We start from the raw sequence: 12,452 nt of genomic DNA, 5'->3' as shown, positions 1-12,452 counted from the left end.
CTCAGACACCCCTCTCGACGCCGACACCCCACGCGTGTCTGGTGAATGTGTAGAAGACGAGCGACGTCAGGAACATCCAGCCGACGTGCCACCACAGCCACACTGGCAGGCCGGCAACGATATTGTCGGTGCCCCACAGGAACCACGGGATCGCAAGTCCACTCAGGACGAGTGTCACGACCCCCCAAAACAACGCGACGGTCCGTTCGGCCATCTGTAGACGTGTGTTGCCGATAGAGTGGCTTAACAGTTACTACCACCCATCAATGTAGACTATTGATAAAAATACCTATTCAAAACCCGGTACCGCTTTTCACACTCAGTTGTCATATTATGGTTGAGAGGGGTGGTCCACGGGGGCGGGGCTCCGATAGTCCCGCATGCAGACACTTCATCCGTCGTCTGTCTTTCTCCCGACAGGTATTTGCTGGCTCGTCACGTACCTTGTTTCGTCCATGGATTCGGTCATGGCAATCACATCACGCCCGCACGACGGGCAGATCATCAATGCAAGATTCAGCGAAATATCTCATCCACGCACAGATCGAAGCCAACGGGGTGGTCGAGCGGAGTGACGTCGTCGGCGCGATCTTCGGCCAGACCGAAGGATTGCTCGGCGACGAACTCGACCTCCGGACGTTACAGGAATCCTCGAAGGTCGGCCGCATCGACGTCACGATCGATTCCGAAAGCGGTCGCTCGATCGGCGAGGTGACGATCGCCAGCGGACTCGACCGCGTCGAAACCTCGATCCTGGCAGCCTCCCTGGAAGCGATCGATCGGGTCGGTCCCTGTCGCGCGACCTTGGAAATCACGCAGCTCGAAGATGTCAGGACAGCAAAACGTCGTCAGATCGTCGACCGTGCCGAGGAGTTGCTCGCGCGCTTCGACGAGGAAGTGATGTCGAGTCACGAACTCGTCGAGGAGGTTCGCCGCCGGGCCCGCGTCGAACGTATTACCGAGTACAAGGGATACCCGGCAGGTCCGAGAGTCGCCGACGGCGATGCGATCATCGTCGTCGAGGGCCGAGCGGACGTCTTGACGCTTCTCCAGTACGGGATCAAGAACGCTGTCGGCGTCGAGGGGACGAACGTCCCGGACCCGATCGCCGAACTAACTCACGATCGGACGGTGACGGCATTCCTCGACGGCGACCGCGGCGGCGATCTCATCCTGAAGGAACTCGCACAGGTCGGCAGCGTCGATTACGTCGCCTTTGCTCCGGCCGGCCGGTCGGTCGAGGACCTCTCGCGGACTGACGTTACCGACGCCCTTCGGGAGAAAGTCCCCTACGAGTCTGTCACCGATGGCGAGGGGTCCCTCGAGGATATCGCCCCCGACAGCCCCGACAACGAGGGTTCTACAACGGGAGAAACGGCCGAGCACTCATCGAAGGAGTCGTCCCCGGATGAAACTGGCACGTCAGGCGGGAGCGACGAATCACCGGAAGCCATCGCGGACGCTGAAGCGAATGGCTCGGGTGCTGACAGTACTGGCGAGGATCCTCCGGCCCTCGACGGGACAGCAGCCGACGGCGATGATGTGACGGATGACACGATCACGACGGAGGGTGGCGAAGCGGTGCCCGTTCCCAGCGACGGGGAGGCAGTCGTCGAAACGACGACGGCCAATGGGACTCTCTCCGAGGATGACACGGAAAGCAAGGAGATCGACGGAACCGAAGTCACGCCCGAGTCGGATGCCGAGGAGACTGACGAGGTGCTCACCGTCGCGGAATCACTCGAAGATCACGTCCGGACTGTCATCGGCGAGTCCTCCGGCGCGGTCAGATTACTCGATGAATCACTGGCAACCTTATCGGAAGCCCCGGTCGAGGAGGCGTTCGGCACGATCCGTGACGCCGACCCGGTTCCCGGGACGGTCGTCATCGACGGCCCGGTGACTCAGCGTCTACTGGATGTCTCCGCACAACGCGGGGTCTCCCGGATCGTCGCCAGCGAGCGTGGCGATCTCGTCAAGCAGCCGGCGTCGGTCCGTGTGACGATTCCCGGAGCGGCCTAAAGCGGACGGGAGAGAACCACTCCGGCCGCCGGCTCCGTCCCGTAGTACTCCGGCAAGCGCTCGTGTTCGCGGAAGCCGTGTGTCCGGTAAAAGGCCCGCGCGCGCTCGTCGTCGACGCGAACAGTCACTCGAAGCGCCGAGGCCCCCGCTTTGGCCGTTCGCTCGGCGATGCCGTCGAGAAGGGCAGTCCCGATGCCCCGCCGCTGGTGGGCCGGATCGACGGCGATCTCGGGGACATACGCCGCGGTTTCGCCAACCAGCGCGAAGACGTATCCCACCGGTCGATCGCTGACGGCAACGAGGCCGATCCCGAGGCCGTCGACCGCGGCCCTGAGGAGTTGGGGCGACGGTTCGTCGATCGCAGCGTTCTGGATTGGGCGAAGGTGTTCGTGATCCTCGGGTCGCACGTCTCTGAGGTCCACAGTGGGCTGGGCCACCATTCGTCACACCACCACGATACTCGTGGCGAGTGCAAGGGCGGCCCCGGCGACCCCGGCCGAAAGCGTGGCGAGGAAGTTCACGCCCTGGTTGCCAACCCACTGCCCTTCGATGGTCGCTCCCAGCACGCTGTCTACGGTCATGCCGATGAATCCGCTGGCGACAATCACGCCGGCGCCACCGACGGTGATCGTGTCGAAGGCGACGAACGCGATGGCGGCAATGACGGCGGCACCGGCGAGGCCGGCGAGTTCACCCTGCCACGTCACGCCGCCATCGGTGCCCGGTTCGACCGGCTCGAACGTGGTAATGAGTCGCGGCGCGTCGTAGAGGCCACCGAACTCACTCGATAGCGTATCGCTCATCGCTGCTGCGACCGAGCCAGCGAAGACGAACAGAAACAGGTCTGGATGGACACCAGTCAGTCGCGGGCTTGCCGCGGCAGCCAGGACAGCAAAGAGCGCCACCAGCGAGTTCGCGAGCACGTTGCCGCTCCCTCGGGCACCCTCGTTTTCCTGGGCGATGCCCCGGGTAACCTTCTCGTCGTACCTGAACTTGCTCGCGAGTCCGCCGCCGCCGAAGAAGGTGATGAGCATGGCGAACCAGCCGTAATCACCGATAACGATCGTCAACAGGCTCAGAAGGACGCCGGTCAGCATGCCCGGGAGCGACGCCGTCTCGAGGGCATACGAAACGTATCCGAGTGCGACCGTGATGCCGAGTGCGATCGCGATGCCGGTTGTCGTCACCGAGATCGAAAGGTCCGCAAACAGCCACAGGAGGAGTCCAACCGACAGGATTACCAGCGGATCGTCGCGCTCGAACAGCATCGAGCGGAGCAATGCGGCGAGCAAGGCACCGCTTGCTGCAAGAAAGACGAGCACCGGGAACGAGGGGAGCATGCCGCTGATCGACCCCGAGAGCACGAATCCGCCCAGACCGGCGATGAACCCACCGACGACAAAACCGGCCGTCGCCGCGATCGGTTCCCGGCCAGTGGCCCGGACCAGCCGTGCGCCGACATTGCCGACGCTTAGGATCATCGTGGCCGCCACCGGAACGGCCACTGGCATGTCGAACTGTAACGCCAGCAAAACGAGTGCGGCGATCGAGAGCGAAAAGCCGGCCAGCCCGTAGAGCTGTCCATCCCGGCGGTCGCCAGGTCGCGCGAACAACTCGAAGACGACGCCCGACTCGACGAAGTGCAACCCCCCAGCCAGGAGCAAAAACGGCGAGACAGCCAGAAGTGTCCCGATGTTCGGGGAGAACAATCGGTTCGCAACGGGAGCGATCACACTCGCGAACCCGACGAGTGCGAACGCTGACGCACGTCGGAGCGCGGAAGTCACTACCGGCGGTTTCCCCGAGAGCTACTTACCAGTTCCGACCCGCGGTCGTCCTCGCTATCCCATCCCGTGACCTTCTTACTGGTCGGCAGCCAACCCGTCCTCGTGGGGTTGTACGACCGCTATCTCGCGACGCGAATCCGGCTGAGCGACGCTGCAATCCCGGAACGCGTCGCGATCGTTCTGACAGAGCAGGATCTCCTGGAGCAGGGAGCCTACGACATCCTCGAATCCGTCCTGGAGTGGGCGTTTGAATACGGTGCCCGGGAGCTTATCCTCTATGTCAGTGTGCTCGATGAAGCCGCCGTGCCCACGTTGCGTCGGCAACTCGAATCGATCGACGTCTCGCGGGACATGGCGGTCCGCGGTCCCGGCGACGACCACCGGGCCGACGCGCCGATTCAGATCAGCATCGGACTCGGTGGAAAACACGAGTTTGCGACCGCCGTCCAGGGACTTGCCCGGGAGGTCGAGGCTGACGAACTCGATCCCGCGGACATCGACGAAGCCGAAATCGAACGCCGGCTGGTCTTCCGGTCGGACCCGGATCTCGTGATCAAGACGGGAGCCGAACGACTGTCCGATTTCATGATCTGGCAATCCGTCTATTCGGAACTGTACTTCACCGACGTCAACTGGCGGGACTTCCGGGAGCGAGATTATCTTCGAGCCATTCGGGATTACCAGCGGCGTCAGCGGCGTTTCGGCCGCTGAACTGTGACGAAGCAATTTTGGGACGTGGTGACGTATGCAATGGCATGACAGTGGTGCACGAGGCGGTGATCTATGACCTCGACGGGACCCTCGTTCAGCTCGATGTCGACTGGACGTTGGTGACCCAGAAGGTCGCGTCCCGCCTCAGCGATCGGGGGATCGACACTACGGGGGCAAGTCTCTGGGAGTTACTCGAACGCGCCGAAGTTGCCGGGATACTGGACGTGGCAACTGACGTCGTCGCGACGCACGAACGTGTCGGCGCACGGACGGCGGAACGATTGCCCGCCGCGGCCGAACTTCCGCTCGACGTGCCGGTCGGCGTCTGCTCGCTGAACGCCGAGGCGGCGGTTCGCACGGCGCTGGAACGGCACGATCTGCTTGACGCCGTCGATACCGTCGTGGGCCGGGATACGCTTTCGGCCCAGAAACCCGATCCTGAGCCGCTGTTGGCTATCGCGGACCGGCTCGATGTCGAGCCCAGTCGGACCCTGTTCGTCGGCGATTCGGCGAAAGACGAGCGGACAGCCCAGCGAGCCGGGATGGCGTTTCAGTATGTCACAGACAGGATCGACGGGTAGGCGATAACGATTCCGCCACTCAGGATTGATGCCGTGCGTACGCGAAGACGCCGACTGCGGTCAGAAACCAGATGACCGCACCCACACGGATGGCGAAGGTCGCCCGCGTCGTCCACGTCGGCAGTGACTGGTCGAGCGAGAGGACGGCGACGATCGGCGCGCCGACGACGATGGTGACGACGAACGTTGTCTGAAGGACCCACCCGTAATCGACACCATCCGGATCCGTACGCGCACTCGGTTCGGCCACAATTTCGTTTGTGTCGGCCGTGTTCTTGCGTCTGTCGGTCACCGACAGCTTGGTCCGGCCGAGCGGATCGTTCTGGCTGACCCGAAGGCGTAATAGCGAGCCGTGACGGAATACTACGCATGACCACGGTGCGAGATCTCCGGGCGATGGCTGGTGAGGACCCGATTACCATGCTCACTGCCTACGACGCGACGACGGCCGAACTGGTCGAAGAGAGCGGCGTCGACGTGATTCTGGTCGGTGATAGCCTCGGGAACGTGGTACTGGGCCACGACTCGACACTCCCGGTGACGATGGAAGAAATGGCAAGTCACACGGCGGCGGTCGTCCGGGGAACCGACGACGCGCTGGTCGTCACGGATCTTCCCTTTTTAAGTATCGGCGCCGACCGTGGCGACTCGATCGAGAACGCCGGCCGGCTGCTCAAGGAGGCGGGGGCGAACGCGGTCAAGCTCGAGAGCGGCCCCCATACCGTCGAGTTGACCGAGCGCCTGACTGATCTCGGCATCCCGGTCATGGCCCACCTCGGGTTGACTCCCCAGCACGTCAACCGGCTGGGATACACCCGTCAGGGCACTTCCCAGGACGCGGCCGAGGAGATCCGTGATCTCGCGGTAGCCCACGAGGACGCCGGCGCGTTCGCACTCGTGCTCGAACACGTCCCCGCGAACCTCGCGGCGGCTGTCACCGACGAACTCGACATTCCGACGATCGGGATCGGTGCCGGCCCGGACTGTGATGGCCAGGTGCTGGTCGTCGACGATGCGGTGGGTCTGAGCGAATCGACCCCTCCCTTCGCCGAGGCGTTCGGCGAGGTCCGTTCGGCCTACACCGACGCACTCGATGACTACGTTGCTGCCGTCGAGGACGGACAGTTCCCATCCGGGGAACACAGCCACGTTGCGGAGGATCTCGATCTCGACTGACCCCCGTTGCAGTGGACCCCGATCTCCACTGACTGTATGGTGTGAACCGCTTTTCCACTCAACTTCGAATATGCCCTCACGTGGAGTCGAATTTGGCGACAAGTTTAAATACTACTAGAACTAACTCAAGGTTAGCATGGAACTCGAACAGCAGACGGTCGGCGATGCGGCGATCCGCCGGTTCGACTACGAGGATGCGACGACCTTTGTGGCCGATATCGGCCGCGACGGCGCCGTTGACGTGGTCGGCGACACGGCAATCGTCGTCACTGACGACGAGCAGTACGACGTGGCCGTTCCCGACCACGATGACGTGACAGCGTTTATGAAAAACGGCGTCCTTACTATCGAGGTGAAACGATGAAACTCACCGTCAAGCCACTCAAGCAGAAGGACGCCGGCCGCGGGCTGGCCGCGATCGATCGCGCGGCGATGGAGCAACTTGACCTGGAGAACGGCGACTACGTGGTTCTCGAAGGGCGCGAGGGCCGCGCCGTCGCGCGGGTCTGGCCCGGCTATCCCGAGGACACCGGCGACGGCGTCGTCCGGATCGACGGCCAGCTCCGCCAGGAGGCTGACGTCGGCATCGACGATCGAATCGACGTCGAAAAGGCCGACGTCAAGCCCGCCCGCTCGATCTCGGTCGCCCTCCCCCAGAACCTCCGGGTTCGCGGAAACATCGGCCCCCACGTCCGGAACAAACTCTCCGGGCAGGCCGTGACGACCGGCCAGACGGTCCCCTTCTCGCTCGGACTCGGCCCGGTCTCCAGTGTCGGTGGCCAGAAGATCCCGCTGAAGATCGCCGAGACTGATCCCGAAGGGACGGTCGTCGTCACCGAGCAGACCGAAATCGAGGTTAGCCAGCAGCCGGCCGAGGAGATCACCGGTGAGGCACCCGAGGACGCCCGCCAGACGCCCGACGTGACCTACGAGGACATCGGCGGGCTCGACGACGAGTTAGAGCAGGTCCGGGAGATGATCGAGTTGCCGATGCGCCATCCCGAACTGTTCAACCAGCTGGGCATCGAGCCGCCGAAGGGTGTGCTACTGCACGGCCCACCGGGGACCGGCAAGACGCTGATGGCCAAGGCCGTCGCCAACGAGATCGACGCGTTCTTCACGACGATCTCTGGCCCGGAGATCATGTCGAAGTACTACGGCGAGAGCGAAGAGCAGCTCCGGGAGATGTTCGACGAGGCCGAGGAGAACGCCCCGTCGATCGTCTTCATCGACGAGATCGACTCCATCGCCCCCAAGCGTGACGACACCAGCGGCGACGTCGAACGTCGCGTCGTCGCCCAGCTGCTCAGCCTGATGGACGGCCTCGAGGAGCGCGGTGACGTGATCGTCATCGGCGCGACCAACCGCCTGGATGCGCTCGATCCCGCCCTCCGGCGTGGCGGCCGCTTCGACCGCGAGATCGAGATCGGCGTGCCCGACAAAAAGGGTCGCAAGGAGGTCTTGCAGGTTCACACCCGCGGGATGCCGCTGAACGACGAGATCGACATCGACGAGTACGCCGAGCGGACCCACGGCTTCGTCGGTGCTGACATCGAGCAACTCGCAAAGGAGAGCGCGATGAACGCCCTCCGGCGCATCCGTCCGGAGATCGACCTCGAAGCCGACGAGATCGACGCCGAGATCCTCGAAAACCTGGAGATCACCGGGGACGACTTCAAAGCGGCGCTGAAGGGCATCGAACCCTCCGCGCTCCGGGAAGTGTTCGTCGAAGTCCCGGACGTCTCCTGGGAGGACGTCGGTGGACTCGAAGACACCACCGAACGTCTCAGAGAGACCATCCAGTGGCCCCTGGAGTACCCCGGGGTCTTCGAGCAGATGGACATGGAGTCCGCCAAGGGCGTGCTCCTGTACGGCCCACCCGGGACCGGCAAGACCTTGCTCGCGAAGGCCGTCGCCAACGAGGCCCAGAGCAACTTCATCTCGGTGAAGGGGCCCGAACTCCTGAACAAGTACGTCGGGGAAAGCGAGAAGGGCGTCCGCGAGGTCTTCTCGAAGGCCCGGGAGAACGCACCCACGGTGGTGTTCTTCGACGAGATCGACTCGATCGCGGGCGAGCGCGGCCGTAACATGGGCGATTCGGGCGTCGGCGAACGCGTCGTCTCCCAGCTCCTGACTGAACTCGACGGGCTCGAGGATCTGGAGGACGTCGTCGTGGTGGCGACCACGAACCGCCCGGATCTCATCGACGCCGCACTCATCCGCCCCGGCCGGCTCGACAGGCACATTCACGTCCCGGTACCCGACGAGGGAGCACGCCGAAAGATCCTCGAGGTTCACACCCGCGACAAGCCGGTGGCCGAGAGTGTCGATCTCGACGACCTGGCGGCCCGTATGGACGGGTACGTCGGTGCCGACATCGAAGCGGTCGCCCGCGAGGCCGCGATGGCTGCCACCCGGGAGTTCATCCACAGCGTCGACCCCGAGGAGGTCGACGACAGTGTGGGGAACGTCCTCATCGACGAGAGTCACTTCGAACATGCCTTAAACGAGGTCGGCCCCAGCGTCGACGAAGAGACCCGTGAGGAATACGAGGAGATCGAACAGCGCTTCGACAAACGCGAGAACGAACTCGACGAACCCGAGGTCGGCAAGACCTTCCAGTAACGCCGCCGACGATTACGCTCGTTCGATGCTGTTTTCTCCGTCCGCTGTCTCGACTGTCCGGAGACCGAGGGCGTCGAGACACGCGACCGTCCGTTCTGGAACCGGGAGGCCGCCGTCCCGTCGTGCGCGCAAAATCGGCAGGGCCGAACGCAACTGTGCGGGCGTTCGCAGCGTCGGCGCCATCTCGAGGGTACTCACCGAGAGGCCGGCGTCGGTTGCCCGCTCGACGGTCGTTTCGATGCCCAGACGAGTCCCAACGTCGCTGAAATCGATCGGTTCGGTAAAGCCGGCGTAGAATACTTCGCCGTTTACCGCCGGCCCGACGACGACCTCGTTGCGTCGAAGCTGCATCGACGCCTGATCGAGTCGGGGCCGGGGAGCCAGCACGGCCGTCGGATCCAGCATGGCGACTGAGGACTCGCCTTCCGATTCGAGCAGATGGGTGACTGTATTGCCGATTCGGGCGCCGGGCGTCGAGCCGACCTGGACTTCGAAGCGTGCCGCTTCGGGATCGGCAAGCGCCGTCGGTACCACGTCCCGAAGGACTTCCTCGACGTCCTCGTCGCGGTCCTCGCGCTCGCGATAGTTCACGAGCAGGTCCCCACCGCTCCCGGCGACAGCTTCACAGACGTCCTGTAGTGCACTCCGATAGAGGTCGGCGACGTCACCTTCAGTCAGTGGCGTCCCTTCGACGAGTCGTGGCAACACACTCCCCGGAATCGGTGCGTCAGCGCGAACGACGACGGTGGCCATGTGCGTAGGTGAGTGACTCGCGCTCTTGTATGCGCTGGTTCCCGAGGCTCGTGTTGGGTTGTCGATGCATCACTGGCCGAGTTCTGCTTGAGTATGAGGTCCTCCGGATCAAGGACGCTCGCTCGTTCGGGTAACTCCGAACACCTACTTCCGACGCTGCCCTTTCGTCTGTCGGTAGTCCCGGTCGAGTTCGTCGGCGAAATGTTCGCGGAAGGCCGTCAGCTCGGCTTCGCTGGCTGTCGCCGGTTCGATCAGCGGCAGAATCTCGAACCCGCGACCCTGAATCGTCGTGGCGTGTTCGGCCGTCACGTCAAGTTCGTCGGCGCTTTCCATTGTGTACTCGAACGCCAGTGCTTCCAGTGCCTCCTGCCCGACAGCCACGATCAGTTCAGGGTTGATCCGGCGAAGTTCCGCCGTGCGATACCCCTCGCAGTTGTGCCGTTCCTCCTCGGTTGCGCTCCGATCCGAGTGGTGACACCGCGTGACGTAGGTGAGATAGACCTCCGTGAGGTCAGGTTCAGTGGTGTCGGGTGGCGAATCACTGAGTCCGACCGCCCCGAGAATTTCCTGTATTGTCTCGCCGGTCTCGTCGCCAGTGAACGGGATGCCGGTCCGGTCTGCACCCGGGGTCGGAGCCGACCCGAGGACGATCACGTCCGCCGTCGGATCACCGTAGCCATGGACGACCTGGGTCCGTGACTGGACCAGTGCCGGACAGTTGGTACAGTCCTCGTCCATGCTGTAGGGGTTCCGTGGATCCGGGAGGTCTGGGCTCATGGGTGGTCGATAGGGCGGGCCACTCAAAACGCGCGCGGTCGCGGCGAACGGCCTGCTGCCGGAGTCCACACGTTCTTGGCTCTGTCGCGCGTACACTGGACCATGAATCTGCGTCGCATCGGCCGCGTGGCGTCCCTCGTCGCGTTCATCGCCATCCAGCAATTCACGTCCATTTTTGCCCAGTACCCGACACTCGAAGCGGTCGGAATGGTCGGCGTCGCGATCGTTGGCCTGGACGCGCTGGTGTGTGCGATCCGTCGGTGGCGCTCGCTGGACGGGTCGCTGGTCGCTGGGGACGCGTCGGCTGGAGAGTGACAGGAGTCGCCGTCACTCGTCGTCGATCGTCTCGGCCTGCGTCGCGGCGTCGTCGGGGTCGTTGACGGGACTCGACGGATGGTAGTCGGTGTCGTACTCGCCGGGCCGGCCGTCGAGTCGGTCGGGGTTGATCCGGCCACCGAGCAGCATGAAGTCAAGTACCGTACAGTACAGGAGCCCTTCGACGACGGGGACGGCACGCGGCGGGAGAACGGGGTCGTGGCGGCCGACGACCTGGATCTCCTTGCGCTCGCCCGTTTCCCAGTCGGCCGTTTCCTGCTTTTTCGGGATCGAGACCGGCGGATGCCAGGTGATCTCGCCGTAGATGGGGTCGCCGGTCGTGATCCCGCCCTGGATCCCGCCGTGGTCGTTGCCGACGGGCGTTGGGTCTCCGTTCTCATCAAATTCCCAGTCCTCGTTGTACTCGCTACCGGCCATCGTCCGGGCGTCGCGGCCGACCCCGTACTCGAAGTCGTTGACCGCCGGGATCGAGTAGATCAGTTGACCCAGTCGCGAAGGGATCGAGTCGAAGCGGGGCGCGCCGAGTCCCCGCGGGACGCCCTGGCATTCGAAGTAGACCGACCCGCCGATGGAATCGCCCTCCTGTTGGTACTGTTCTGCGAGGTCGCGCATCTCCTCGGCAGTTTCCGGGTGAGCACACCGGATGTCGTTTTCTTCGCTGTGTTCGAGCATCTCCTCGAAGGTGACATCCGGGGCTTCGATCTCGCCGATCTGGTTGACGTGAGCCTTGATCTGGACATCGTACTCGCTCTGGTCGAGGACCTGCTTGGCGATGGCACCCGCGGCGACCCAGTTGACCGTCTCCCGTGCCGAGGAGCGACCGCCCCCGCCCCAGTTGCGCGTGCCGAACTTCGCCGAGTAGGTAAAGTCTCCGTGGGAGGGGCGGGGGGCCGTGACGAAGGGCTCGTACTTGCCCGAACGGGAATCCTTGTTCTGGATGACCATCCCGATCGGCGTGCCAGTCGTGTAGCCGTCCTGCAGGCCCGAGTTGATCGTGACGGCGTCGGGTTCGTCCCGCGAGGTCGTGATCATCGACTGGCCGGGTTTGCGCCGGTCGAGGTCGTGCTGGATGTCGTCCTCGTCGAGTTCGACGCCCGCCGGGACGCCCGAGACCGTACACCCCATCGCCTCGCCGTGTGACTCGCCGTACGTGGTCACCTGAAAAAGCCGACCGAAGCTGTTACCGTTCATTGTCCCGGTGTGAGGCGCGGGCGCATTTAGGCTTTGAGATGCCGGGGTTCTCTCGTGAACCCTGCTACTCGCCCGAGCGATCCGTCACCTTCTCGGCCATTTCGCCGAGGTCGACGCGTTTCTCACCGATCGACGCACCGACGAGCGCGCCGATGCCGGCTCCGGTACTGGCAGCCTTCCGGCTCACGAACCCGCCGACAGCGGCCCCGATGGCCCCGCCGATGGCTGCGAACTTTGCCCGACTGACCGCTTTTTCGATTCGCTTTCCCATACCTGAGGATATGTTCCGTGTGCTGATAATGGTGTCGAGCGGTTTGCCGTGTCCCCTTCGTTCCAGAGACGCCCCTAGGTGTCCTCGCGTTGTTCGGAAAGATGTTCCCAGACCTCCGCACACCCACACCCGTCCTCGACATCTTCGAGGTGGTCGTCTTCAGTGGACTGTGCTCCGTCCGTCTGCTCGTCGTCTGTCGTCGACTGTTTCGTGTCGGACATC

General features: G+C 63.9%; 16 protein-coding genes. 7 read left to right on the top strand and 9 right to left on the bottom strand.

Annotated features, from left to right (window positions below; all coding sequences use genetic code 11):
- Position 1: 1 nt before the first annotated feature.
- Positions 2-214, bottom strand: a complete 213-nt coding sequence (locus tag SVXhr_RS07690; protein ID WP_275736632.1) for a DUF3311 domain-containing protein — start codon at positions 212-214, stop codon at positions 2-4.
- Positions 215-507: 293 nt separating this feature from the next.
- Between SVXhr_RS07690 and dnaG the strand changes: the two genes are divergently transcribed.
- Positions 508-2,022 (top strand): DNA primase DnaG, encoded by a 1,515-nt coding sequence (dnaG, locus tag SVXhr_RS07685; RefSeq protein ID WP_275736631.1) that lies wholly within the window; start codon positions 508-510, stop codon positions 2,020-2,022.
- Here dnaG and SVXhr_RS07680 read toward each other — a convergent pair.
- Positions 2,019-2,462 (bottom strand): N-acetyltransferase, encoded by a 444-nt coding sequence (locus SVXhr_RS07680; protein WP_275736630.1) that lies wholly within the window; start codon positions 2,460-2,462, stop codon positions 2,019-2,021. The two genes, dnaG and SVXhr_RS07680, sit on opposite strands and share 4 nt — an antisense overlap.
- Positions 2,463-2,465: 3 nt before the next feature.
- A complete protein-coding gene (locus tag SVXhr_RS07675) occupies positions 2,466-3,809 on the bottom strand; it encodes a DUF92 domain-containing protein (RefSeq protein WP_275736629.1) in 1,344 nt (447 codons plus the stop codon).
- Between the two features lie 102 nt (positions 3,810-3,911).
- Here SVXhr_RS07675 and SVXhr_RS07670 point away from each other — a divergent pair, with 102 nt between their 5' ends.
- Together SVXhr_RS07670 and SVXhr_RS07665 are read left to right on the top strand one after the other, a co-directional pair.
- The gene (locus tag SVXhr_RS07670; RefSeq protein WP_275740897.1) at positions 3,912-4,520 is read left to right on the top strand and encodes an undecaprenyl diphosphate synthase family protein; all 609 of its coding nucleotides are present in this window, start codon (positions 3,912-3,914) and stop codon (positions 4,518-4,520) included.
- A 44-nt stretch (positions 4,521-4,564) separates the two neighbouring features.
- On the top strand, positions 4,565-5,101 hold the full coding sequence (locus tag SVXhr_RS07665) for an HAD family hydrolase (protein ID WP_275736628.1): 537 nt from the start codon (positions 4,565-4,567) through the stop codon (positions 5,099-5,101).
- Positions 5,102-5,120: 19 nt separating this feature from the next.
- Here the strand turns inward: SVXhr_RS07665 and SVXhr_RS07660 are convergent, their stop codons facing one another.
- A complete protein-coding gene (locus tag SVXhr_RS07660; protein ID WP_345799477.1) occupies positions 5,121-5,393 on the bottom strand; it encodes a DUF5822 domain-containing protein in 273 nt (90 codons plus the stop codon).
- A 77-nt stretch (positions 5,394-5,470) separates the two neighbouring features.
- Here SVXhr_RS07660 and panB point away from each other — a divergent pair, with 77 nt between their 5' ends.
- The 3 genes from panB to SVXhr_RS07645 all read left to right on the top strand — a co-directional run bounded on the left by panB (position 5,471) and on the right by SVXhr_RS07645 (position 8,902).
- The gene (gene panB, locus SVXhr_RS07655; protein WP_275736627.1) at positions 5,471-6,277 is read left to right on the top strand and encodes a 3-methyl-2-oxobutanoate hydroxymethyltransferase; all 807 of its coding nucleotides are present in this window, start codon (positions 5,471-5,473) and stop codon (positions 6,275-6,277) included.
- A gap of 136 nt (positions 6,278-6,413) precedes the next feature.
- Positions 6,414-6,641 (top strand): hypothetical protein, encoded by a 228-nt coding sequence (locus SVXhr_RS07650; protein ID WP_275736626.1) that lies wholly within the window; start codon positions 6,414-6,416, stop codon positions 6,639-6,641.
- Complete coding sequence (locus SVXhr_RS07645) at positions 6,638-8,902, top strand: CDC48 family AAA ATPase (RefSeq protein ID WP_275736625.1); 2,265 nt, start codon at positions 6,638-6,640, stop codon at positions 8,900-8,902. Before SVXhr_RS07650 ends, SVXhr_RS07645 begins: the two co-directional genes overlap by 4 nt.
- A 12-nt stretch (positions 8,903-8,914) precedes the next feature.
- Here SVXhr_RS07645 and SVXhr_RS07640 read toward each other — a convergent pair whose 3' ends face one another.
- Positions 8,915-9,655, bottom strand: a complete 741-nt coding sequence (locus SVXhr_RS07640) for a hypothetical protein (protein ID WP_275736624.1) — start codon at positions 9,653-9,655, stop codon at positions 8,915-8,917.
- 144 nt (positions 9,656-9,799) lie between these two features.
- Positions 9,800-10,432 carry a uracil-DNA glycosylase family protein gene (locus tag SVXhr_RS07635; protein ID WP_275736623.1) on the bottom strand — a complete coding sequence of 211 codons (633 nt, stop codon included), beginning with the start codon at positions 10,430-10,432 and terminating at the stop codon, positions 9,800-9,802.
- Positions 10,433-10,534: 102 nt separating this feature from the next.
- Between SVXhr_RS07635 and SVXhr_RS07630 the strand changes: the two genes are divergently transcribed.
- Entirely contained in the window at positions 10,535-10,747 is a 213-nt protein-coding gene (locus tag SVXhr_RS07630; protein WP_275736622.1) for a hypothetical protein, read from the top strand.
- Positions 10,748-10,759: 12 nt separating this feature from the next.
- Here SVXhr_RS07630 and aroC read toward each other — a convergent pair whose 3' ends face one another.
- The 3 genes from aroC to SVXhr_RS07615 all read right to left on the bottom strand — a co-directional run bounded on the left by aroC (position 10,760) and on the right by SVXhr_RS07615 (position 12,451).
- Positions 10,760-11,959: a chorismate synthase gene (aroC, locus tag SVXhr_RS07625; protein ID WP_275736621.1), complete on the bottom strand. Its 1,200-nt coding sequence runs from the start codon at positions 11,957-11,959 to the stop codon at positions 10,760-10,762.
- 64 nt (positions 11,960-12,023) lie between these two features.
- Positions 12,024-12,230 carry a YMGG-like glycine zipper-containing protein gene (locus SVXhr_RS07620; protein ID WP_012795244.1) on the bottom strand — a complete coding sequence of 69 codons (207 nt, stop codon included), beginning with the start codon at positions 12,228-12,230 and terminating at the stop codon, positions 12,024-12,026.
- A 74-nt stretch (positions 12,231-12,304) separates the two neighbouring features.
- Positions 12,305-12,451, bottom strand: coding sequence for a hypothetical protein (locus tag SVXhr_RS07615; RefSeq protein ID WP_275736620.1), 147 nt, complete (start codon positions 12,449-12,451; stop codon positions 12,305-12,307).
- Position 12,452 lies beyond the last annotated feature (1 nt).

The sequence above is a fragment of the Halorhabdus sp. SVX81 genome (assembly GCF_029207715.1).
Taxonomy (GTDB): domain Archaea; phylum Halobacteriota; class Halobacteria; order Halobacteriales; family Haloarculaceae; genus Halorhabdus.
This window is presented reverse-complemented; position numbering and strand designations above follow the sequence as displayed.

Bases quoted from the DNA above. Each gene is read 5' to 3' on its own strand.
- SVXhr_RS07690 (WP_275736632.1), bottom strand. From the start codon at position 214: ATGGCCGAACGGACCGTCGCGTTGTTTTGGGGGGTCGTGACACTCGTC.
- dnaG (WP_275736631.1), top strand. From the start codon at position 508: ATGCAAGATTCAGCGAAATATCTCATCCACGCACAGATCGAAGCCAAC.
- SVXhr_RS07680 (WP_275736630.1), bottom strand. From the start codon at position 2,462: ATGGTGGCCCAGCCCACTGTGGACCTCAGAGACGTGCGACCCGAGGAT.
- SVXhr_RS07665 (WP_275736628.1), top strand. From the start codon at position 4,565: ATGACAGTGGTGCACGAGGCGGTGATCTATGACCTCGACGGGACCCTC.
- panB (WP_275736627.1), top strand. From the start codon at position 5,471: ATGACCACGGTGCGAGATCTCCGGGCGATGGCTGGTGAGGACCCGATT.
- SVXhr_RS07650 (WP_275736626.1), top strand. From the start codon at position 6,414: ATGGAACTCGAACAGCAGACGGTCGGCGATGCGGCGATCCGCCGGTTC.
- SVXhr_RS07645 (WP_275736625.1), top strand. From the start codon at position 6,638: ATGAAACTCACCGTCAAGCCACTCAAGCAGAAGGACGCCGGCCGCGGG.
- SVXhr_RS07640 (WP_275736624.1), bottom strand. From the start codon at position 9,655: ATGGCCACCGTCGTCGTTCGCGCTGACGCACCGATTCCGGGGAGTGTG.
- SVXhr_RS07635 (WP_275736623.1), bottom strand. From the start codon at position 10,432: ATGAGCCCAGACCTCCCGGATCCACGGAACCCCTACAGCATGGACGAG.
- SVXhr_RS07630 (WP_275736622.1), top strand. From the start codon at position 10,535: ATGAATCTGCGTCGCATCGGCCGCGTGGCGTCCCTCGTCGCGTTCATC.
- aroC (WP_275736621.1), bottom strand. From the start codon at position 11,959: ATGAACGGTAACAGCTTCGGTCGGCTTTTTCAGGTGACCACGTACGGC.
- SVXhr_RS07620 (WP_012795244.1), bottom strand. From the start codon at position 12,230: ATGGGAAAGCGAATCGAAAAAGCGGTCAGTCGGGCAAAGTTCGCAGCC.
- SVXhr_RS07615 (WP_275736620.1), bottom strand. From the start codon at position 12,451: ATGTCCGACACGAAACAGTCGACGACAGACGACGAGCAGACGGACGGA.